Source organism: Winogradskyella sp. MIT101101 (assembly GCF_047126865.1).
Taxonomy (GTDB): domain Bacteria; phylum Bacteroidota; class Bacteroidia; order Flavobacteriales; family Flavobacteriaceae; genus Winogradskyella; species Winogradskyella ouciana.
Genome location: NZ_CP138982.1, coordinates 3303514 through 3326662, shown reverse-complemented (window position 1 = coordinate 3326662; position 23149 = coordinate 3303514). Strand labels below are relative to the sequence as shown.

At 34.4% G+C, this 23149-nt stretch carries 22 protein-coding genes and 1 pseudogene; 11 read left to right on the top strand and 12 right to left on the bottom strand.

Annotation, left to right across the window (positions count from 1 at the left end):
• Positions 1 to 86 precede the first annotated feature (86 nt).
• The 3 genes and pseudogenes from SIB89_RS14910 to rpmH form a co-directional block, all read right to left on the bottom strand.
• Positions 87 to 950 carry a T9SS type A sorting domain-containing protein gene (locus SIB89_RS14910; protein ID WP_155089505.1) on the bottom strand — a complete coding sequence of 288 codons (864 nt, stop codon included), beginning with the start codon at positions 948 to 950 and terminating at the stop codon, positions 87 to 89.
• A 72-nt stretch (positions 951 to 1022) separates the two neighbouring features.
• Positions 1023 to 3876: pseudogene (gene carB, locus SIB89_RS14905) on the bottom strand (carbamoyl-phosphate synthase large subunit).
• A 98-nt stretch (positions 3877 to 3974) separates the two neighbouring features.
• Complete coding sequence (gene rpmH, locus SIB89_RS14900) at positions 3975 to 4136, bottom strand: 50S ribosomal protein L34 (RefSeq protein WP_155089503.1); 162 nt, start codon at positions 4134 to 4136, stop codon at positions 3975 to 3977.
• 158 nt (positions 4137 to 4294) lie between these two features.
• Here rpmH and SIB89_RS14895 point away from each other — a divergent pair, with 158 nt between their 5' ends.
• On the top strand, positions 4295 to 4873 hold the full coding sequence (locus SIB89_RS14895; RefSeq protein ID WP_155089502.1) for a DUF2892 domain-containing protein: 579 nt from the start codon (positions 4295 to 4297) through the stop codon (positions 4871 to 4873).
• A 2-nt stretch (positions 4874 to 4875) separates the two neighbouring features.
• Here the strand turns inward: SIB89_RS14895 and cls are convergent, their stop codons facing one another.
• The 3 genes from cls to SIB89_RS14880 are packed head-to-tail and all read right to left on the bottom strand — an operon-like array spanning position 4876 to position 7944.
• Positions 4876 to 6324: a cardiolipin synthase gene (cls, locus tag SIB89_RS14890; RefSeq protein WP_412560400.1), complete on the bottom strand. Its 1449-nt coding sequence runs from the start codon at positions 6322 to 6324 to the stop codon at positions 4876 to 4878.
• A 3-nt stretch (positions 6325 to 6327) separates the two neighbouring features.
• Positions 6328 to 7263, bottom strand: coding sequence for a lytic transglycosylase domain-containing protein (locus tag SIB89_RS14885; RefSeq protein WP_155089500.1), 936 nt, complete (start codon positions 7261 to 7263; stop codon positions 6328 to 6330).
• A 48-nt stretch (positions 7264 to 7311) separates the two neighbouring features.
• Positions 7312 to 7944 carry an alpha/beta fold hydrolase gene (locus tag SIB89_RS14880; protein ID WP_412561923.1) on the bottom strand — a complete coding sequence of 211 codons (633 nt, stop codon included), beginning with the start codon at positions 7942 to 7944 and terminating at the stop codon, positions 7312 to 7314.
• A gap of 210 nt (positions 7945 to 8154) precedes the next feature.
• Between SIB89_RS14880 and SIB89_RS14875 the strand changes: the two genes are divergently transcribed.
• On the top strand, positions 8155 to 8451 hold the full coding sequence (locus tag SIB89_RS14875; protein ID WP_155089499.1) for an N-acetyltransferase: 297 nt from the start codon (positions 8155 to 8157) through the stop codon (positions 8449 to 8451).
• Positions 8452 to 8506: 55 nt separating this feature from the next.
• On the opposite strand, the gene mtaB is transcribed toward SIB89_RS14875, so the two are convergent.
• Positions 8507 to 9835: a tRNA (N(6)-L-threonylcarbamoyladenosine(37)-C(2))-methylthiotransferase MtaB gene (gene mtaB, locus SIB89_RS14870; RefSeq protein WP_412560399.1), complete on the bottom strand. Its 1329-nt coding sequence runs from the start codon at positions 9833 to 9835 to the stop codon at positions 8507 to 8509.
• Between the two features lie 117 nt (positions 9836 to 9952).
• Here mtaB and SIB89_RS14865 point away from each other — a divergent pair, with 117 nt between their 5' ends.
• Positions 9953 to 11554 carry an ABC transporter substrate-binding protein gene (locus SIB89_RS14865; RefSeq protein ID WP_412560398.1) on the top strand — a complete coding sequence of 534 codons (1602 nt, stop codon included), beginning with the start codon at positions 9953 to 9955 and terminating at the stop codon, positions 11552 to 11554.
• Positions 11555 to 11574: 20 nt separating this feature from the next.
• Here SIB89_RS14865 and SIB89_RS14860 read toward each other — a convergent pair whose 3' ends face one another.
• From SIB89_RS14860 to SIB89_RS14845, 4 genes are all read right to left on the bottom strand, one after another.
• Positions 11575 to 12276 (bottom strand): lysoplasmalogenase family protein, encoded by a 702-nt coding sequence (locus SIB89_RS14860; RefSeq protein ID WP_412560397.1) that lies wholly within the window; start codon positions 12274 to 12276, stop codon positions 11575 to 11577.
• 130 nt (positions 12277 to 12406) lie between these two features.
• Complete coding sequence (locus SIB89_RS14855) at positions 12407 to 13312, bottom strand: TolB family protein (protein ID WP_412560396.1); 906 nt, start codon at positions 13310 to 13312, stop codon at positions 12407 to 12409.
• Between the two features lie 5 nt (positions 13313 to 13317).
• Positions 13318 to 14493 carry a GlmU family protein gene (locus SIB89_RS14850; protein WP_412560395.1) on the bottom strand — a complete coding sequence of 392 codons (1176 nt, stop codon included), beginning with the start codon at positions 14491 to 14493 and terminating at the stop codon, positions 13318 to 13320.
• A 145-nt stretch (positions 14494 to 14638) separates the two neighbouring features.
• Positions 14639 to 14890, bottom strand: coding sequence for a type B 50S ribosomal protein L31 (locus tag SIB89_RS14845; RefSeq protein ID WP_155089492.1), 252 nt, complete (start codon positions 14888 to 14890; stop codon positions 14639 to 14641).
• Positions 14891 to 15051: 161 nt separating this feature from the next.
• Here SIB89_RS14845 and SIB89_RS14840 point away from each other — a divergent pair, with 161 nt between their 5' ends.
• From SIB89_RS14840 to SIB89_RS14805, 8 genes are all read left to right on the top strand, one after another.
• On the top strand, positions 15052 to 15399 hold the full coding sequence (locus tag SIB89_RS14840) for a DUF4199 domain-containing protein (RefSeq protein ID WP_412560394.1): 348 nt from the start codon (positions 15052 to 15054) through the stop codon (positions 15397 to 15399).
• A gap of 19 nt (positions 15400 to 15418) precedes the next feature.
• Complete coding sequence (locus tag SIB89_RS14835) at positions 15419 to 15568, top strand: hypothetical protein (protein ID WP_412560393.1); 150 nt, start codon at positions 15419 to 15421, stop codon at positions 15566 to 15568.
• A gap of 53 nt (positions 15569 to 15621) precedes the next feature.
• Positions 15622 to 16572: a glycosyltransferase family 2 protein gene (locus SIB89_RS14830; RefSeq protein WP_412560392.1), complete on the top strand. Its 951-nt coding sequence runs from the start codon at positions 15622 to 15624 to the stop codon at positions 16570 to 16572.
• A 77-nt stretch (positions 16573 to 16649) separates the two neighbouring features.
• Entirely contained in the window at positions 16650 to 18377 is a 1728-nt protein-coding gene (locus SIB89_RS14825) for a phospho-sugar mutase (protein ID WP_412560391.1), read from the top strand.
• Entirely contained in the window at positions 18378 to 20201 is a 1824-nt protein-coding gene (locus SIB89_RS14820; protein ID WP_412560390.1) for an ABC transporter ATP-binding protein, read from the top strand.
• A 298-nt stretch (positions 20202 to 20499) separates the two neighbouring features.
• Positions 20500 to 21042 (top strand): RNA polymerase sigma factor, encoded by a 543-nt coding sequence (locus tag SIB89_RS14815; protein WP_155089487.1) that lies wholly within the window; start codon positions 20500 to 20502, stop codon positions 21040 to 21042.
• Positions 21043 to 21098: 56 nt separating this feature from the next.
• Positions 21099 to 21602 (top strand): hypothetical protein, encoded by a 504-nt coding sequence (locus SIB89_RS14810; RefSeq protein WP_155089486.1) that lies wholly within the window; start codon positions 21099 to 21101, stop codon positions 21600 to 21602.
• Positions 21603 to 21617: 15 nt separating this feature from the next.
• The gene (locus SIB89_RS14805; protein ID WP_412560389.1) at positions 21618 to 22067 is read left to right on the top strand and encodes a sensor of ECF-type sigma factor; all 450 of its coding nucleotides are present in this window, start codon (positions 21618 to 21620) and stop codon (positions 22065 to 22067) included.
• Positions 22068 to 22100: 33 nt separating this feature from the next.
• On the opposite strand, the gene SIB89_RS14800 is transcribed toward SIB89_RS14805, so the two are convergent.
• Positions 22101 to 23144, bottom strand: a complete 1044-nt coding sequence (locus SIB89_RS14800) for a WD40/YVTN/BNR-like repeat-containing protein (protein WP_412560388.1) — start codon at positions 23142 to 23144, stop codon at positions 22101 to 22103.
• Positions 23145 to 23149 lie beyond the last annotated feature (5 nt).

Here is a 23149-nt window from a genome sequence, read left to right as displayed (position 1 = left end):
AGAGTTAAAATTGAGCTTCCTACTGATTATTAAAAATAAAAAAAGCGACCAAAATTGATCGCTTCTCTATTTAATAAATTCTATCTCTATTGCTTTATAAAACGTTTAGTCTGTGTAATTGAATTATTTGAAATTCTTACCAAATACACTCCACTTTTCCATCTAGAAACATTTACAGAAGATTCTAATTGAGTCAATAATCCGTTATAAACACGTTTACCCAACACATCAAATACTTCAAGTTTCATATCATTACTGCCAGATGGTAAAGTAATATTCAATTTGTCCTTAGCAGGATTAGGAGAAATCATCAATTCCCTATTCTGACTTTCAAATTCTGTTGTGCTCAAAGATGATGATGCCGTAATATTATCCACTTGAATCACAGCTGAAATAACATCAGGTGCATCCCAAGTTGGAGAAGAACTACTTAAAATACGAACTGTAAAAACATCTGACAATACTGAAGCCGCATCGCCACCGCCACTTACTACGGTAAAGTTAGAAGGATCTATAGGAAAAGTAATTGACATCCATGCACCACCTGCTGCAACATTAATGGCACTTGTAGAACAAATTCTAGTACCATTGGTACCTTGCATAGCAATTCTTAGATTAAGATCATTGGTTTGTACTTTTACATCCATAGTGATTTGATCTACCCCTTCAGAAGAATAGTCTCCACTCCACTGCTGATTTTGGGAATAAAAAATCATTTTGCTAGCAACACCACCACCTCCAAGAGAAGTATACTGCAAGCAATTATCACCAGCACCAGCTGGTCCCTCGTCTGGTACGTTAACAGGTCCATTAGTTGCATTACCTGCACCACCTATTCTCCATTCTTGTGTTGTACCATCTTGAAAATCATCAACTTGATTTAAAGTTACCTGACCATAAAGTGTACATACAGTAAACAATAAAGAAAATAAAAGTAATGTTCTTTTCATCTAATATAATTTTAAGCTAAGTTAATAATTATTAGTGACATAACTTTGCACTTAATCGAAAAGCGTGAAAATTTACTTACTTAAGTACATCTTACGTCGAGAATATAAGTCATAAAACTCATCATCCTTTAAACTATCTATAAACAAGATACTTTCACCTGTACTCTTCATTTCTGGCCCAAGTTTCTTATTCACATTTGGAAATTTATTAAATGAGAATACAGGCTGTTTAATGGCGTAACCATCTAATTGAGGATTAAAATTAAAGTCTGTTACCTTTTTCTCACCCAACATAACTTTAGTCGCATAATTTACATAAGGTTCTTTGTAAGCTTTTGCAATAAAAGGTACTGTACGAGATGCTCTTGGATTGGCTTCAATGATATAAACCGTATCATCTTTTATGGCGAATTGAATATTGATTAACCCAACAGTATTTAAAGCCAAAGCAATTTTTTTGGTGTGGTCCTTAATCTGCTGCATTACAAACTCGCCCAAATTAAATGGTGGTAAAGTAGCGTTACTATCTCCTGAATGTATACCACAAGGTTCGATGTGTTCCATTATACCTATAATATAAACATTCTCGCCATCACAAATGGCATCAGCTTCAGCTTCTATAGCTCCATCTAAATAATGATCTAACAATAATTTATTACCCGGAATAGATTTTAATAAATCAATGACATGCTCTTCTAATTCTTGTTTGTTTATAACAATCTTCATGCCTTGTCCTCCAAGAACATAAGACGGTCTCACCAATATCGGGAAGTCAAGAACATCTGCAATCGCCAATGCTTCATCTGCCGAAGTTGCAACATCAAATTCTGGATAAGGAATGTTGTTTTCTTTTAGCAACTTTGAAAAGCTTCCTCTGTCTTCAGCCAAATCCAATGACTCATAACTAGTTCCCATAATCTTTATACCATAGCGATCTAGTTTTTTCCGCTAATTTCAATGCAGTCTGACCACCAAGCTGCACAATAACACCTTCTGGTTTTTCATGTTGAATAATATCGTAGATATGCTCCCAGAACACAGGTTCAAAATATAACTTGTCCGCTATATCAAAATCTGTAGAAACCGTTTCTGGATTACAGTTTATCATTATGGTTTCGTAACCACATTCTGCGGCTGCTAAGACACCATGCACACAACAATAATCAAACTCTATACCTTGACCAATACGATTTGGACCAGAACCTAAAACAATGATTTTCTTCTTGTCTGTGACAACACTTTCATTAGCTACAGACACAACACCATCTGCAGTTTCAACCTCACTTTCAAAAGTTGAATAATAATATGGTGTCTGAGCTTTAAACTCAGCCGCACAAGTATCAACCAGTTTGTACACTCGGTTAATATTTAACTCTCTACGCTTGTTGTAAACTTCACTTTCAAGACACTTAAGCATATGTGCAATTTGTCTGTCACCATAGCCTTTTTGTTTCGCCTCAAGCAACAATTCTCTATCTATGTTATCAATCGTATAGGTTGAAATCTCTTTCTCCAAATGATATAGCTCTTCATATTGCTTTAAGAACCACATATCAATTTTTGTGATTTCGTGAATACGACTCAAAGGAATTCCCATTTGTATGGCATCATAAATCACAAAAACCCTGTCCCAACTTGCGCGAGTTAGTTTTTCAATTATTTGATCGTAATTCTTATAACCCTTTCCATCTGCACCTAAACCGTTACGCTTTATTTCTAATGATTGTGTGGCTTTATGTAGTGCTTCTTGAAACGAACGACCAATAGCCATTACTTCTCCAACGGCTTTCATCTGTAGACCTAACGTTCTGTCTGAGCCTTCGAACTTATCGAAGTTCCAACGTGGAATCTTTACGATGACATAATCTAAGGTTGGCTCAAATAATGCAGATGTAGATTTAGTAATCTGATTATCCAACTCATCTAAAGTGTACCCTAAAGCTAATTTCGCTGCAATTTTTGCAATAGGATATCCTGTTGCTTTACTTGCCAGAGCTGAAGAGCGTGATACTCTAGGATTAATTTCTATAGCAATAATATCTTCCTCCTCATCAGGACTTACAGCAAATTGCACATTACAACCACCAGCAAAATCTCCAATGCTACGCATCATATGAATGGCCATATCACGCATTTTTTGGAAGGTTTTGTCCGATAAGGTCATAGCTGGAGCCACCGTAATGGAATCTCCTGTATGGATTCCCATTGGATCCATATTCTCAATGGTACAGATGATAACAACATTATCGTTTTTATCGCGTAATAACTCTAGCTCATATTCTTTCCATCCCAATAAGGCTTTATCAATCATGACCTCATGGATTGGAGAAATTTCCAACCCTCTGGTTAAAGCTTCATCAAATTCCTTCTCGTCATATACTATGGATGCTCCGGCACCTCCCAAAGTAAAAGACGCTCTAATACATAAAGGAAAACCAAATTCTTGCGCTATTTCTTTTCCCTTTAAGAATGACGTCGCTGTTGCTTGTGGTGCCATACCAACACCTATTTGCAACATTAATTCTCTAAATTTTTCTCTATCCTCAGTAATGTTTATGGCATCAATATCAACTCCTATAATATCAACATTAAAATCTTCCCAAATGCCTTTTTCGTCAGCCTCTATACATAAATTTAAAGCGGTCTGTCCTCCCATTGTTGGTAAAACAGCATCGATATTTGGATGCTCCTTTAAAATCTTAATAATAGACTTCGTTGTTAAAGGTAATAAGTAAACATGGTCTGCCATTGTAGGGTCTGTCATAATGGTAGCCGGATTAGAATTTATAAGAATTGTTTCTATTCCGTCTTCACGTAACGACCGTAGAGCTTGAGATCCTGAATAGTCAAATTCGCAGGCTTGACCAATAATTATTGGACCCGAACCGATAAGTAAAATAGACTTGATGTTTTTGTTTTTTGGCATGTGAATATCTTTTGGTTTGCAAAAATAAATATCAATAGGGTATAAAAAAAGGCGTTACACCTAAGTAACACCTTTAAAATATTAACAATTGTTAATCATTATTTTTTATGTCTTAATTCTGAAGATACAGACAATCTCTTTCTTCCTTTAGCTCTTCTACGTGCTAAAACTTTTCTTCCGTTAACAGAAGCCATTCTTTCTCTGAAACCGTGCTTGTTTCTTCTCTTTCTTTTAGACGGTTGAAACGTTCTTTTTGGCATGTCTTATCTTTTTAAATCTTATAATCTTTTTTAATTGTTGAGAGCTATCTCAAAACTGGGTGCAAATATACAACAAGTTTTTACTTTCGCAAGTCTATAAATAAAATTATTTCGATAGAATTTTATTAACTTTGCCAACCTTAAAAAACACACGATATATGTTCAATAAAAATATAAAATTAGTCATTGCTGCATTAATAATTGGATATGCCATATTCCAATTTACCGAAGGCTATATAGGTAATGGTATTATGTTTATACTTCTTTCAACCATATTCATTTTCCTTTACTTTAAGAATGAAATGATTCTAATGGCATTTTTTAGATTGCGAAAGCAAGATTTTGAAGGTGCTAAAAAATGGTTAGATAAAATAAAAAATCCTGAAGCGGCTTTAGTAAAAAAGCAACAGGGCTACTTAAATTACTTAAATGGTATTATGGTTTCGCAAACCAATATGAACGAAGCCGAAAAATATTTTAAGAAAGCCATAAACTTAGGTTTGTCTATGGACCATGATTTGGCAATGGCAAAGTTGAATTTGGCAGGTATTGCATTTTCTAAACGTCGTAAGCAAGAAGCTCAGAAGTTATTAACTGAAGCAGAAAACTTGGATAAACGTAATATGTTAGCTGAACAGATAAAAATGATGAAACAACAAATGAAAAAAGCTTCAATACCAAGACAACATTATGGCCAACCAACTTCTTCAAGACAAAATCGTAGAAGTAGAAGATAAATTTATAGTAGCGGAGCTGCTAACCTAGCCATTGACTCTTTAAACTTTATAAACTTAGATCTGTTTTTCCAGTTTTGGTAGTAAATTTTATCACAGTCTTTTAGATCTTCATTAAAAAGTTCTGTAAGCTGTTTGCTAAAAGCTTCATCATATATCAGTGCGTTTACTTCAAAATTAATATTGAAACTCCTATAATCTAGATTGGCAGTACCAACAGTGCTAAAAACACCATCAACTATCATGGTCTTTGCATGTACAAAGCCTTTGTTATACTGATAAATTTCTACTCCAGCTTCAATTAATAGCTCTATGTATGAATTGGTGGCATGTTCTGCAACCCAAGAATCAGACTTTTTAGGTATAATGATCTTTACATCTAAATTGCTACGCGCAGCTACTTGAAGTGCTGTAATAATTTCGTCATTAGGAATTAAATAAGGTGTGGTTATATAAATATGCTCCTCTGCATTGGTAATGGCCACGAAAATTGCCTCCATAATATTAGACCAATCGGTATCTGGTCCGCTAGCGGCAATTTGTAATGGGACATTCTCTTTGCAATTATGATCTGGAAAATAAGTTTTGGAAATTTTTAGCTCTGTTCCACTAGCAAAATCCCATGTTGTAAAAAACAATATCTGAAGTGGTTTTACAGCTTCTCCAATAATTTTGATGTGTGTATCTCTCCAATAGCGGTCATTGTTTGCATTAACATAATTGTCTGAAATATTAATACCTCCGACATAACCAATTTTTCCGTCGATAACAATTATTTTTCTGTGGTCGCGGTAGTTCATACGCCCTGTAGATCCTGAAAACAATACAGGCATAAATGAATGCATTTCCACGCCAGCATCCTTGAGTTTATTTTTCATTTTTGAAGAAATGGAACTCCCGACATCATCGATTACAATTCTTACCTCAATTCCATTTATAGCCTTATCGCATAGTATATCCAATACTTCAGTTCCTATTTTATCGTCTTTTATAATGAAGTATTCCATGTGAATGTGATACTCAGCATTTTTAAGATCTTCAATTAAAATTTTAAATTTTTCATCACCGTTTTTTATAAGGGTAACCTCATTGTTTATGGTTAACTTAGACTTTTCACTATTATACAAAAGTGGAATTAATTTGGATTTTTCGTCTAAAACTTCATCAACTTTGTCTATATCTTTTGTATCTAACTCAAGTTCTTCTTGAATCTTTTTAACAACAGATTGGTTTAGTACATTTTTTCTACTAAACATCTTTGTTTTACGATACTCTTGACCAAAAAGGTAATAGAAAATCAAACCCACAAATGGAAAAACCAACAGCCCGATAATATAACTTAAAGTCTTTGTAGGATTAAGTCTTTTAAACAAAATGGTTACAACAGCAGAAAGGGCTAAAATGTAGTTTAGCCCTATTAAAATCTGCCAGATATGATCTTTTATAAAATCCAAAGTTTAAGGATTGGTTTTATAATAGCCATCCTTCGGAATCTCAATAGTGTATAATTTTCTTGACTTATTATTTAGATGCGGTTCTCTTAGCCAAGGATTGTGAATCTTTAATATTTTGTAATTAATTCCAAAACGTTTAGCAAAACTTGCAAAATCGGTTACTGCTGTATCAACTTCGACTTTATAGGTTGGGATATAAGTATATAAATCACTTTTGTTAAAGTTAAATCCATATTTAGAAGGGTTACTTAAAATCTCTTTTAGTGCAACTATTCTAAACATATAGCGACCTGTTTCTTCACCTAAGAGTAAATCGTAATAGTCGTTAACGCCTTGTTCTTCCAATCGTCTAGATATTCCTGCATTACCTGCATTATAGGCAGCCGCAGCCAAAGTCCATGAGCCTAACTGTTCTTTTGCTTTCTTCAAATATTTACAAGCAACTTCAGTTGCCATTTCTAAATGGTAGCGTTCGTCTACGTTAGAGTTAACTTCTAAACCGTTTTCACGACCTGTAGCTTTCATAATTTGCCAAAATCCTCTTGCACCAGCAGGCGACACAGCGTTGGTCAATCCACTTTCAATTACGGCTAGGTATTTAAAATCATCTGGTACACCATTCTTTTCTAGAATAGGCTCTATAATTGGGAAATACTTCTGTGCACGCTTAAACATCAGCAAACCATTGGATTGCCAATATGTGTTCACCAAAAGTTCTCTGTCCATACGCTCATGAATATCTGGGTTTTCAACAGGCACCAGTTCACCCGCAAAATTCAACCCTTCTGGCATTTCTAAGGCATAGACATTATAATCATTAACAAGTGGTGATTCTTTTCCTATAGTTTCGTCTGAAGGCGCCTTTTGTACTGAAAAGATAAAAAGACCCGAAACACAGACTAATCCTATAATAGCTAATATATTCTTTAAGATTTGCATGGCATTATTTTTTTATACAATGTAACAAAACTATTGAATAATACAAGTCTAAGACTCAATAAGTTTTGGTAGATTTTCGTTAAACCATTTGTATTTATTAATCACCATAATGTGGGTTCCCCCTTTTAGCACTATGCAGTTGCCACCACATGAGTGCGGAAAAACAATATCCTTATCTCCGTGAATATAAATAGCGTCTGGGTGAGGTTCTTCTTGGCCCCAACACACTACTTGTTTAATGGCCCAATCTAGATAGACTTTATCGCTTACAGACAAGTATTTTTTATATAAATCTACTCGTTTTTTTATGGTCTCGCCAAATGCGTATTTTGCCAACAAATCGATATTACTAGCCAAGCTTGTTGGTAATATTTTATAAGCTTTTGTGATTTTAAGAAATTTTAATCGTTTTGGTAACTCATGGTGGCACTTTACGCTAGAAACTACAAACAGTTTTTTTAAATTTAAAAACTTACTCATCTCTTGCACTAGCATACCACCAAAAGAAACTCCCAATAGCACAGAGTTATCATGCTCAATAAAATCACACATACGCTTGGCATAAGCTTCAAAAGTTTCGTTCTTATCTGGTATTTGCCATTCTAACCAGTGTATTTTATAGGAGTCCTCAGGCAATCTAATATGTTCAAAGATTGATGGATTTGCCGCCATACCTGGCATTAAATATACATGTGTAAGGTTAGTGTTTGCCAACTTGTTATATACTTTTTTTTGGTTAAAATTTTAGAAGCGTCAATATAATGGCTTAAAATTTAAGGTTTTAACAACAACAATCTAAAAGTCTCATCGATTTTTTGTACCTTCGCACAGCAAAACTATGTAAATTTATAGTATCTACTTGCCAACCGCTAACTTAAAACAAAGAAAAATATGACTGACACTGCTGAATTGATTGATAATGACTTTCTGCGTCAATATGAATTAAAGGTTGAAAATGAGATGGCTGTTATAGAGTACTCTTTGCAAGAGCGTAAGATATTCTTAACAAAAATGATTATTCCCGAAGCGATTAGAACTTCAGATTTTGAAAAAGAGTTTTTGGCAATGGTATTTGAAGACATTAAAGAACGCAACATAAGTGTAGTTCCTACAAGTCCTGAAATAGCAAAATTTGTAAGAAGCAACAGAAAATACAAACGCATGTTACCAGTTGGCATCCGTATATAATTGAGAAAGAAATTAAAACAAAAACCCGAAATTGAAAAGTTTCGGGTTTTTGTTTTTATACAACTAAACTTTCTATAAATTCAAACCGCACCAAGCCGTCTTCATCTATTTTAGTTAATTCAACTTTATGCAAAGTATTCACCAATTCAGGATTCCAAGGTGTTTTCACTTTTACATAATTTTCTGTAAATCCGTGAATATAGCCTTCTTTGTTTTCACCTTCAAATAAAACAGTTCTCGTTGTGCCAATTTGTTTTTCGTAAAATGCTCTTCGTTTTTTAGCAGAAAGCCCTCGTAACATCTTACTTCGTTTAGACCTTATATTTTTAGGCACTACTCCATCCATTTCTGCAGCTTCCGTATTGTCGCGTTCTGAGTAAGTGAAGACATGTAAATAGGAAATGTCGAGTTCGTTTAAGAAATTATACGTTTCTAAGTAATGTTCGTCCGTTTCACCAGGAAAACCAACAATAACATCCACTCCAATACAAGCATGCTGCATTACTTCTTTTATTTTTGAAACCCGATCCACGTATAACTCTTTCATGTAACGACGCTTCATTTTTTTAAGAATGTCATTGCTTCCACTTTGCAAGGGCACATGAAAATGTGGTACAAACGCTCTTGATTTTGAAACCAATTCGATAGTTTCATTTTTTAGAAGGTTGGGCTCAATGGACGAAATTCGTAAACGTTCAATACCTTCCACTTTATCAAGCTCAGTGACTAAATCCAAAAAGGTGTGTTCGTGTTTTTTATTCCCAAATTCCCCTTTACCATAGTCACCAATATTTACACCTGTTAAGACTATTTCCTTAATCCCTTGCTCAGAAATTTCCTTGGCATTTTTCAACACATTTTCCATGGTGTCACTTCGCGAAATTCCTCTTGCCAGTGGAATGGTACAGTAGGTACATTTATAATCGCAACCATCTTGTACTTTTAAAAATGCCCTTGTTCTATCTCCAATAGAGTAACTCCCAACATAGAAATCTGCATCTTCAATTTCGCAACTATGCACTTCACCAAAGTCATTTTTGGTAAGGTCATTAAGGTAGTCTGTAATCTTAAACTTTTCTGTAGCGCCCAAAACCAAATCCACTCCATTGACATCCGCCAACTCTTCTGGTTTCAACTGTGCATAGCAACCAATAGCAGCGACAAATGCATCAGGATTCACCTTTTGCGCTTGTTTTACTATGGTCTTAAAGCGTTTATCTGCATTCTCAGTAACAGAGCAAGTATTAATCACATAAATGTCTGCTTCGTCTTTAAAATCCACACGCTCAAACCCTTCATCCTTAAAACTTCTAGCAATTGTAGAAGTTTCAGAGAAGTTAAGCTTGCAGCCTAAAGTATAAAAAGCGACTTTTTTTGATACCATCTTTTGTTATCCTGAACTTGTTTCAGGATCTTTTTAAATTTACCTTTATCACAAATTTTAAAAGCTAAAGCATCGCTTACAAATTTTGTGGCTGCAAATTTACAACATATTAGTTATATGCTAAAACTCACGAGATTATCATTTTTTTGCATTGTTGTGCTGTTTTCTTGCAACCAAAAAAAAGATACCGATAAAGATCACCTTGTTTTTAGATACAACGAACACAAAAGTATTGGCTCTTTAGATCCTGCATTCTCAAAGGATTTAGCAGATATTTGGGCTACACACCAACTCTTTAATGGGTTAGTGCAAATGGATGATCAATTGAACGTAAAACCTTGTATTGCCAAAAGTTGGACGATTACTGATAGTGCTACAACTTACACGTTCAACCTAAGGAAAGACGTCTATTTTCATAAACATGAGCTCTTCCAACAAGATTCTACAAGAACCGTAAAAGCCTCAGATTTTGAATATAGTTTTAATCGATTGGAAGATGAAAGATTAGCTTCACCAGGAAGTTGGGTGCTACAGAAGGTTGAAAGTTTTTCAGCAGTAAATGATTCTACATTTCAAATTAAACTGAAACAACCTTTTCCAGCATTTTTGGGACTGTTGACTATGAAGTATTGTTCAGTCGTACCCAAAGAAATAGTAGAACATTATGGCAATGACTTTAGGTCGCATCCTATTGGCACAGGTCCTTTTAAATTTAGGCGTTGGGAAGAAAATTTAAAATTAGTTTTTAGACGTAACAACAATTATTTTGAAAAAGATAACAACGGAAAACAATTACCCTATCTCGAAGCCATAGCCATTACCTTTTTACCAGACAAGCAAAGTGAATTTTTACAATTTGCCCAAGGCAATATTGATTTTGTATCTGGTCTGGATGCATCCTATAAAGATGAAGTGTTAACAGCCGACGGGAAATTGCGTGAACTATATGCCAATGACGTGAATATGATTCGTGGACCATATCTCAATACTGAATATTTGGCGTTTTTTATGGAAACTGACGTTGAAGCTTTGCAATCCGCAAAACTAAGAAGAGCCATTAACATAGGTTTTGACAGGGCTAAAATGATGACCTATTTGAGAAATGGTATTGGGATTCCTGCGTCGGGAGGGTTTATCCCAAAAGGGCTTCCAGGTTATGATGATTCCATTGGTTTTACATATCAACCTGAAAAAGCAAAGCAACTTATTGCAGAGTTTAAATCGGAAACTGGCATCCAAAATCCTGAAGTTACTTTAACCACAACAAGTAATTATCTCAGCTTTTGTGAATTTATTCAGCGCGAAATTCAGAAAATAGGCATTAATGTCAATGTTGATGTCATCCCAGCATCAAGCTTAAAAGATGCAAAAGCCAACGGTCAACTCGACTTTTTCAGAGCAAGTTGGATTGCCGATTACCCTGATGCAGAAAATTATCTATCCCTATATTATAGCAAAAACTTTGCTCCAAACGGTCCAAATTACACGCATTTTAGTAATGAGGCATTTGATGCGATGTACGAAGCAGCTTATCTCGAAACCAACCCTGTACTAAGAGCACAACTTTATACCAAAATGGATTCTCTAGTGATGGCATCAGCACCAATTGTACCGATGTTTTATGATGAAGTGGTACGATTTACCAGAAAAGAGGTAAAAGGGTTGGGAATTAATGCGACAAATTTATTAGACTTAAAATACGTGCAAAAAACTAGATAGTTAGTGCTCTACGGTTTAACCTATGAGATTTCTGGAGTCTCTTTTAATAGTCCCACTACAATAAAAAACTGAGATAAGTTAAATGCCAATGCAATTATAGTACTACTAAATAAATTGTATTGAAAGCCAGGCGTAAACATATTCAAGGCTGACAAACCATCTACGACCAAAATTAGTAAATAACCTATTAAAACCAGGACGAAACTAACTTTATTTACAGCCCTGTATCTAAGATATGTAAACAATCCAAATAAGAGGGTAATGAATAAGTACACCAAAACCTGAACAAAATAAATATCCTTTATATTGTTAATAATCGCTGTTAAAATAAAAAGTATATATAAACTACAGAAAATTAAGAATGGAATTATCCGCTTAATTTTAAAATCTTCATGATTTAAGAAGCGAACAATGAAACAAATTTTGGCAAAAATCAACATTACTATAGCCATATTAAAACTGAAAACAGAATAGCGATCTAAAAAAAATAAATCACCAAGAAAAAATAAAAGTATCCCAAAAACTACTAGTACAGCTTTTTCTCTTTTATAATTTCGAATATTCTTAAAAAAATAATGTAATATAAGTGCTGGTACAATTGGTTTTATGAAATAACGGTAGTAGCTCGAGTCGTCTCCATATTTTAGAGCAATATTAATAATTACAACAACAATGATTAGAGTTAAATAGCCTATAAAATGATAAGATAAAATTTTACGCATAGCTTATAATACTTTATAGCCCACTAAAAATAATTTGAATATACTCTTTAATTACGTGAAGAATTTTGATTACCAATTAAGTATAATTAATTCTACCTAAATTTCAAATTTGGATTAATAACCAATTCAATTATTTAAATTCTGAAAAATAATACAAATCATCACCACCTTCGCCTCTATAGCGCCTTGATGATAAATAACCCGTAGTTAAATCGTCATTCAAAAAGAAAGAAAAATCATCCCCTCTACTGTTTATAGGCTCATCCAAAGATACAGGAACTTGCTCCTCGTCACTAGATTCTAAATCATAAACATAAATATCCAAACCTCCTTTGCCGCCACGTCGATCTGAAGTAAAATACAGTTTGTTATCCGCACTTACAAAAGGAAAAATTTCAGTACGTGAGGAATTGATGGTTTCTCCCAATGGTGTAATTTCACCATAGGTTTTATGATTAGAGACTGAAACCTTGTATAAATCAGATTTGCCTTTTGTTCCTTTTACATCAGCGATAAAATACAGAGTAGATCCATCTGGACTCAAAGCAGGATGTGCAAAATTATGATCAGGGTCACAGAATGGTAAAGTTTCAAAATTGGTCCAACCTTTACCTTCTACATATTCTGCACGTCTTATTTGTAAATTATAGGTTTCAACACCTTTTAACTTGTTCTCCCCTTTATCGATGTGGTTTGTTGTAAAATACATGTATTTACCATCCTTAGAAAATGTGGCTGAAGACATATTAAATCGGCCGAGTTCTGTCTTAACGACAGGTTTTTCGTCCTTAATTTCACCATCTTCGCTCAACGGAGCTTCGTACATAATATAAATAAATCCATCGTACTTATCCTTAATCGCGCGACCTCGCTTAGTTGTAAGATTATGGCTAAAGAAGATTTTATCGCCTACCACTCGTGCTGCAAAATGATCGAGTTTGGTGTTAATCTCTAGTTTTTTTACTTCAACGTCTTCGCTTTGTGCAAAGCCATAGGCTAAGGTTAGTAAAAGTAGTATTGCAAATTTGGTTTTCATAATAGCTATTCTCTTCTATATTGTTTGGTTTCTTCAAAAACGTGCTCTAAAATGGCTTTATCCTTATCTGTAAATTCTTCTTTACGTCTTGCCATCACAACTTCTGCAACTTCAAACGCCTTGTTGGTTTTATAGGTTACAAAACCTTTGCTTCCTCCCCAAGAAAAACTTGGTACAAAATTGCGTGGAAAACCACTTCCAAAGATATTAGCACTTACACCAACAACCGTACCAGTATTAAACATGGTGTTGATACCACATTTACTATGGTCTCCCATCATGAGTCCACAAAATTGCAATCCGGTTCTGGCAAAACCACCAGTTTGGTAATCCCAAAGGCGCACTTCTGCATAATTATTCTTTAAGTTAGAATTATTGGTATCTGCACCAAGATTGCACCATTCGCCCAAAACGGAATTTCCCAAAAAGCCATCATGCCCTTTGTTAGAATAGCCAAAAAGGACACAGTTATTCACTTCGCCTCCAACCTTACTGTGTGGTCCAACTGTAGTTGGTCCATAAATTTTTGTTGCCAGTTTTAATGTGGCATTGTTACAAAGGGCAAAAGGTCCTCTAACTACTGAGCCTTCCATTACCTCAGCGTCACGACCAATATAAATGGGTCCTGAGCTTGCATTCAGTGTCACAAAATTGAGCTTTGCACCTTTCTCAATAAAAATATTTTCTGGCTTTATAGTATTTACCGTTGCTGGAATAGGCTTTGATTTTCTATCCTTTGTAATCAATCTAAAATCTTCCTCGATAGCTTCACCATTTTTTGAGAATATATCCCAAGTATGTTCAATTTTTATAATGTCTCCTGCAAACTCCACAGCTTCAAATGTTGAAAAATCAGTGACCTCCTCTCCTTCTTTTGCGAAAAAAGCAATCACATCTTCTCCTTTAAAAACCGCTTGGTTATGACTAAGGTTTTTCACCATCTCAACAACTTCAAGATTAGGTAAAAAAGACGCATTTATCATTATATTCTCCTCCATTTCCACCATTGGGAATTTATCCGAAAGATAATCCTCGGTTACTGTTGTTGTGGTATATTCTAAATATGATTCCCACTTTTGGCGAATGGTTAAAATACCTACTCTAATATCAGCGACTGGTCTGGTATATGTAAATGGCAGAAGATTGTTGCGATATGGACCGTCGAAAAGTATATAGTTCATGAGAGTTTGAAGTTAGAAGCACGAAGCCAGAAATAACTTTTCTAGAAAATCATACTTGTTTCAGTATCAAAAGTAATTTAATTGTAGAAAACAAAAAAGCCCTTCTGACATAGAAAGGCTTTTAACGTTTATCTGTGAACTAGGTTTATTTCTTAAACTTAGCGTATTTGTTTTTGAATTTATCAATACGACCAGCTGTATCTACCAATTTAGACTTACCAGTGTAGTAAGGATGAGAAGTTCTAGAAATTTCCAATTTCACTAATGGATATTCAACACCTTCAACCTCAATAGTTTCATTTGTCTCTGCAGTAGATTTAGTTAAAAACACATCTTCGTTAGACATATCTTTAAACGCTACTACTCTATAATTTTCTGGATGTATTCCTGCTTTCATCACTAAATGCTTTAAAATTTTTCGATTTTTTCGAGGTGCAAATTTAAGTATTTTTTATAAATGTACAATCTTTTTAATAATTTTTATTTTACAATTTACTGTAACAAATAACTATATTTGAGTACTAACTAAACAATTAACCACTAAAACTCATTTTAATTATGGAACATCAAAAACCAAAGGCTGGTAAATTTGCGCTTAACTATGGCCTAATCTTAGGGCTAGTAATGATCTCTATTGCAGTAATTATGTATGTTACTGGCTTGGCACTAGAAGGAGTGCAATGGCCAAATTATTTATACTACATTATATTCCCTGTAGTTATTTTTTATGCTATTGGGCAATACAAAAAAGCTAATGCTAATGTTTTGAGCTTAGGAGATGCTATAAAAGTAGGTTTAGCCATAGCTGTGGTGAGTGCACTCGTTTATGTAATCTATGGCTTTATTTTTAACTACGTAATTGATCCAGAATTTATGGCACAAGCATTGGAGGTTGCTAAAAGATAAAATGCTTGAGAATCCAAACATGACAGAAGAACAAGTGGAGCAAAGCATAAAAATGATTGAAATGTTTACCAATCCATTAATTGGTTCTGCATTCTGGGTTGCTATGAGTGCACTTTTTGGTTTAATCTGGTCATTAATTGCCGGATTAGTAATGAAAAATAATTCTTAAATAAGCCTTAAATAATTTCTTATTTTTGAAGTCTAGACTTTAGACAACATTATATGAACATATCAGTAGTAATACCACTACTAAACGAGGAAGAATCTTTAAAAGAACTACATAATTGGATTGTGTCTGTGATGCAATCCAATTCGTTTTCTTACGAAATACTGTTCATCGATGATGGCAGTACTGATAAGTCTTGGCAAGTGATTTCTGAACTATCGGAAAACAACCCATATGTTAAAGGGATTCGTTTTTTAAAGAATTTTGGTAAATCACAAGCCCTACATGCAGGTTTTGCACAAGCAGAAGGCGATGTGGTTATTACCATGGATGCTGATCTACAGGATAATCCAGAAGAAATTCCTGAGTTATACAATATGATCACTTCAGAAGGTTATGATCTTGTCTCAGGCTGGAAAAAGAAACGCTACGATTCTGTTATCTCAAAAAATTTACCTTCAAAATTATTCAATTGGGCAGCAAGACGAACTTCTAAAGTAAAACTGCACGATTTTAATTGTGGTTTAAAAGCCTATTCAAATCAAGTGGTTAAACATATTGATGTATATGGAGAAATGCATCGTTATATTCCTGTTTTGGCAAAAAATGCAGGGTTTACCAATATTGGTGAAAAGGTAGTGAAACATCAAGCCAGAAAATATGGTAAGACCAAATTTGGCATGAATCGTTTTATTAATGGCTTTTTAGACCTCATTACCATCTGGTTTATTTCACGCTTTGGTAAACGACCAATGCATCTCTTTGGTGCACTTGGAGTCATAATGTTTATTATCGGTTTTGGGTTTGCACTATATTTAGGATTGGACAAATTGTTCTTTGACCCAACTGGTCGATTAATCACTGACAGACCTCAGTTTTATATAGCGCTTTCTACCATGATTATTGGCTCCCAGTTTTTTATTGCTGGCTTTTTAGGAGAACTTATTTTGCGCACCAAACGCCAAGAGCAACGCTATTACATTAAAGATCACATTAATTTATCCTAACGCCCTCAATTTACTGGGTACTTTGTAAACATAAAAAGTCGAAATGTTTACATTTGTAGTATAAACACCGTTTATCCATGATTTACATTAAACCTGAAATTTTAGAGCGCGTCAACAGTTGGCTCACTCCAACATTTGACAAGGATACCCAAGACCAAATAAAACACATGATAGCTTCTGATCCCAAAGGGCTGGAAGAAAGTTTTTATAAGGATTTAGAGTTTGGTACTGGCGGAATGAGAGGTGTTATGGGGCTAGGAACCAATCGAATTAACAAATATACGCTAGGAAAGAATACGCAAGGATTGAGTAATTACCTCAATGCGTCATTTCCAGATGAAAATGTAAAAGTTGCTATTGCATACGATTGTAGGCATAATAGCAAGACTTTTGGAAAAGTAGTAGCTGATGTATTTTCTGCCAATGGGATCCAGGTTTTTTTATTCGAAGATTTAAGACCAACACCAGAGTTATCTTTTGCATTAAAACATTTAGGTTGTCATTGTGGTATCGTATTAACGGCTTCACACAATCCACCAGAATATAACGGTTATAAAGTCTATTGGCAAGATGGCGGACAATTAGTACCACCACAGGACGGTGAAATTATTACTGAAATCAACCAACTGGAGTATTCTGAAATTAAATTTGAAGCAAATTCCAGTTTAATTGAATACATAGGAAAAGCTGTTGACGATGTATTTATAGACGATTCAGTAAAAAATGGAAGTTTTGACACATCCAAAGAAGCGAGAGAAAATTTGAATGTGGTTTTCACCTCTTTACACGGAACGTCAATTATGTCCATTCCCGAGACGTTAAAGCGTGCTGGTTACACCAATTTGAACATTGTTGAAGAACAGGCTGATCCTAATGGTGATTTCCCAACAGTTGCATCACCAAACCCTGAAGAACCTGAGGCGCTTAGAATGGCAATGGCGCTAGCCGAAAAAGTAGATGGAGATATTGTAATAGGCACAGATCCAGATTGTGATCGTTTGGGTGTGGTAACTCGCAATTTGGAAAATGACCTCGTTATCCTAAATGGAAACCAAACCATGTTATTAATGACGGATTTCCTTTTAGAACAATGGAAAAATTCAGGAAAAATAAATGGCAATCAATTTATTGCCAGTACTATTGTATCTACACCTATGATGTCCGTTTTGGCTGATGCTTATGATGTTGAATATAAAATTGGCTTAACAGGATTTAAGTGGATTGCCAAAATGATTAAGGATTTTCCTGAGCTCGATTTTATTGGTGGTGGTGAAGAAAGTTTTGGGTTTATGGTTGGTGATTTTGTGCGAGATAAAGATGCCGTTACCTCTACCCTTTTGGCCTGTGAAATTGCCGCACAAGCTAAAGCTGAAGGCAAAACACTTTACGAAAAATTAATTGATTTATATGTTAAACATGGCTTCTACAAAGAGCGTTTAATTTCATTAACCAAAAAAGGTATTGAAGGTGCCCAAGAAATTAAACAAATGATGATAGATGCTAGGGAAAATCCATTAAAGGAAGTCAATGGTTCTAAAGTAGTAGGTGTTGAGGATTATCAATTATCCATTGCAAAAGATCTTATAAATGGTACTGAATCACCGATAGAGATTCCAAAATCCAACGTGTTGATTTACTATACGGAAGACGGTAGTAAAATTGCATTACGACCTAGTGGTACCGAACCAAAAATAAAATTCTACGTTAGTGTAAACACCAAACTAGACAATATGTCTGCTTTTAAGGAAACGGAGCAATTGTTGGAAAATAGAATTGACACCATCCTAAAGGACATGAAACTGTAGATGAACTATTTTAGACAAATTCTTGGTTTTGCCAAACCGTATAAAGGCTACGCCATATTAAATATTGTTTGTAATATTTTTTATGCTCTGTTTGGTACATTATCAATGGTATCACTTTTTCCTATGCTTAACGTGCTATTCGGAAAAACTGAACCTTTGATGGTAAAACCAGAATGGACAGGTTTAAGCAACATCAAAGATTATGGCGAAAATTATCTCAATTATTTTGTAACTCAAAAATCTATTGAAGGTCATGACGATGTGTTAATTTTCATGGTAGGTCTTGTAATAACAATGTTCTTGTTAAAAAACATTTTTGCCTATTTAGCGATGTACTTTATAACTTTTCTAAGAAATGGAGTACTAAGAGATATTAGGAACAAACTTTATGAAAAGATAATGGTTCTTCCTGTTTCTTATTATTCAGAAAAACGCAAAGGAGATACTATTGCTCGTATTTCAAGTGATGTTCAAGAAATTCAGTCCTCGTTCTTATCTATATTAGAGTTAATTGTACGTGAGCCATTGATGATAATTTTTACAATTATTATGATGGTGCTGATAAGTATAAAGCTTACTATTTTTGTATTTATCTTTATACCTGTAAGTGGTTTTATAATTTCTTTAATAGGAAAATCTCTAAAACGAAAATCGGGCTATGTTCAAAAGGAACAAGGCCAGTTTCTATCTATTGTTGAAGAAACCTTAGGCGGTTTAAAGGTGATTAAAGGTTTTAATGCAGAGTCTTCGTTTAACAAACGTTTTCAAGAATCCACAAATCGATTTTTTAACTTTTCCAATAAATTATTACATCGACAAAATTTAGCCTCACCTACCTCAGAGTTTCTAGGTATTACGGTTATCGCAATACTCTTATGGTATGGTGGCCGTTTGGTCCTTAGAGATAATGCCTTAGACCCAGGATTATTTATAGTCTATATGGGATTAGCTTATAATATATTGACACCAGCAAAAGCTATAAGTAAAGCAAGTTATAGTGTAAAAAAAGGTAATGCCGCTGCAGAACGCGTGTTGGAGATTCTCAATACTGTTTCTCCATTAGAAGATATTCCTAATGCCAAGATTAAAGAAGAATTTAATTCTGAAATAAAGTTAGACAACATCTCCTTTAAATATGAAGATGATTATGTATTAAAAAACTTTACGTTAACAGTACCTAAGGGCAAAAGTGTAGCCTTGGTTGGGCAATCTGGCAGTGGAAAAAGTACTATTGCCAATTTGGTTACGCGTTTCTATGATGTAAATACTGGAAGTATTTCTATTGATGGAGATGATATTAAAGGTTTAACCAAATATTCTCTGCGCAGTTTAATGGGATTAGTAACCCAAGACTCTATACTATTTAATGATACCGTTTCCAATAATCTAAGAATTGGAAAGGAAGATGCCACAGAAGAAGAGATCATAGAAGCGCTTAAAATTGCCAATGCTTGGGAATTTGTAAAAGATTTGCCAAATGGTATAGACACCAATATCGGAGATTCGGGTGGTAAACTGTCAGGTGGGCAAAAACAACGTTTGAGTATCGCCAGAGCTGTATTGAAAAATCCTCCCATAATGATTTTAGATGAGGCAACATCTGCATTAGATACCGAAAGTGAACGCCTGGTACAAGATGCGTTGGAAAAAATGATGAAAAACCGAACGTCTATTGTTATTGCGCACAGACTTTCAACAATACAAAATGCTGATTTAATCGTAGTGTTGCACAAAGGTGAAATTGCTGAACAAGGAACACACACAGAACTCTTAGCTAAAAACGGAGTCTATAAAAAGTTGGTTGAAATGCAGAGTTTTGAGTAAGTCAATTTAAACAATACTATCAAAGGAAAAAGGATGCACTGTTACATGCATCCTTTTCTTTTGTTACCAGATTTGGGGAAACTGATAACAGTTAATAGGTTAAGCTGAGCCAAACATATAATAAATAATTCTACAAAACAAGAAAAAAGTGCTTTTTATCGTATTTTTTTGCATTTTATCGAAGTTAAAAATTATAATTAGCTGATTTTCAATGTTTAAATATCCGAAGAGAAAATTAATATTTTTATCCATTAAACTTTTTAGTAATTTCAATGGTCTAAACAGTAAAGTAATTGGCTTGACCGACGAATCAGATTTCATATTACGTCTTCAGAATCCCAAATCTAAAGAAGCGGCTTTTAGAGAACTTCTAAATCTCTATAAAGAACGTTTGTATTGGCATATCCGAAAGATTGTGATTAGCCATGATGACGCTGATGATGTGCTTCAGAATACTTTTATTAAAGTGCATAGAAGCATAGACAAGTTTAAGGGAGATAGTAAATTATTTTCTTGGATGTATCGTATTGCAACCAACGAATCCATAACCCACATCAACAAGAATGCTAAACGCTTACAGATTTCTAACGAAGAACACCAAACCTATGCCATAAACAATTTAACTGCAGATGTTTATTTTGAAGGTGACGACATTCAATTAAAATTGCAGAAAGCCATTGCTACGTTACCTCAAAAACAACAACTGGTGTTTAATATGAAATACTTTGACGATTTAAAATACAAGGAAATATCAGAAATATTGGAAACAAGCGAGGGAGCTTTAAAAGCATCATATCATATCGCAGTAAAAAAAATAGAAAGCTTTTTAACTTCGGATTAAACCATTTTAGTAATTTGAAGTCTTAGATACAGATACTGAAAGAAGTTCAGAAAAACGTGAAAAAAAATAAGCTACATAACGTTAAAAAAACAGGTTTTAAAACACCTGACCACTACTTTGAATCCTTTGAGGACAAACTCTTTGAGCGTATGTCTGAAAGCCAATCGATAAGTGATGTGCAATCAACAGGTTTTAAAGTCCCAAAGGATTATTTTGATTCCGTTGAAGACAACGTAATGCGTAAATTAAATGAAGATGAAACTCGTGTAGTGAAGTTGAGTTCTAGGAAAAGATTATATTACATCGCTGGTATTGCAGCATCTTTAGTGTTGCTTTTTGCCATATTTATAGGAAAAGGTGGTTCTACTGAAGAACTTTCAGTAGAAATGGTAGAAACCTATCTCGAAAGTCAAGATTTAGATAGTTATGAGTTAGCGCAATTACTTTCTGACGCAGAAATATTGGAAGAAGACTTCACAATAACACAGACAAATTATAATGAAGAAAACTTAGAATCTTATTTACTAGACAATGTAGATATAGAAGCTATGTTAGAATAAATATTAAATACAATTATGAAAAAATTAATCCCAATACTAGTTTTGTTAATAAGCTTTTCAAGTTTTGCCCAAAATGGAGGTAAAATGCAAGAACGCATAAAAGCTCAAAAAATAGCATTCATAACCGAAAAGTTGAGCTTAACCACTAAAGAAGCACAACAATTCTGGCCTATTTATAATGCCTATGAAGCTAAAGTGGAAGACATTAAGTCTAAGGACTTACAGCCTTTAAAACAAGAAATGCGACGTGGTGATGTCTCCGACAAAAGAGCCAATGAACTCTTGGAAAAATTAATGAAGGCTGAAACCGATATGCATGAAGCCAAATTACAGCTCGTACAAGATTTAAAGGAAGTGATCTCCTCAAAAAAAATCATACTACTAAAAGCTGCTGAAGATCAGTTTAATAAAATACTATTAGAACGTTTAAAGCAAATGCGAGACAAACGCAACAGAAAAAATTAAAACAAATAAAAAAGAAGTCATCGGTTTCTTTTTTTATTCCCTAAACGTCAACTTACTAATTCGTCCTCTACCAGCAGCATAAGCCACGGAATCATTTAAAAACCGAATGGTGTAGAACCCTTCATCGCTTAAATGTTTCCAGGTTTCACCAGCATCATTGCTGTAATCTATACCTTTAAAACCAATAGCAACCAATTCCTTTGCATTGCTATTAGGTACATATTGCACACAACTTCTATAACCTGGACCTTTGCCATTGGCTACCACTTGCCAGGTTTTTCCGCCATCTTGGGTTCTTATTTTATTGTTTAGTGTATCGTTAGGTTTGGTGTAATCACCACCAATAGCAAAACCGTTATTTTCATCATAAAAATCTATGGAATACATACCTGTGGTTTCCTTGCCTTGTATAATTGGCGTGTCGTAAACGTTCCAAGTTTTTCCTTTATCTGGTGAATATAAAACTCGACTTACTTTGCCACCTGTGGCTACCCAAGTATGGTTTCCAATTATAGAAATATTTGTATCGCTCGCCGCAAATGCAGCTTCCCCTTCTTTAGCTTTTGGTAAATCATCGCAAGATAGTTTTGTCCAAGTTTCTCCACCATCTCTGGTAATAATAATACTCATACAATTGTCTGTTGGGTCACCAATTGCAATACCCTCTTGGTCGTTCCAGAAGTCCATGGAATCGTAGAAGGCTCTATCATTAGCCTCATAATACTTTAACCAACCTCCTTGAAATAATTTTGCTGGACTTCCAATTGATAAAGTATAAGTGTAGTCACCCTGAAAAGCTAGTGACCTAAAATTATTATTCATTAGTGAGTCTTCAGTTGTTTCCCAGTATCTGCCATAATCGAATTTATCATTAAACCCAATATTTTGATAAATATCCCCTTTTGAAGTTGCTGCTACAACTCTACCTTCATTTATTTCCAAAGCTCTAACATTTAAAAGCGAATCTTGTAATAATGTTTCAATTTCAACTTTAGAAATATTTCTAGGTTTCTGAGGCTCTTCAGATTTACAAGACATAAGACCAATTAGCACCAAACAGGTAATGAAATAACGCATACGTT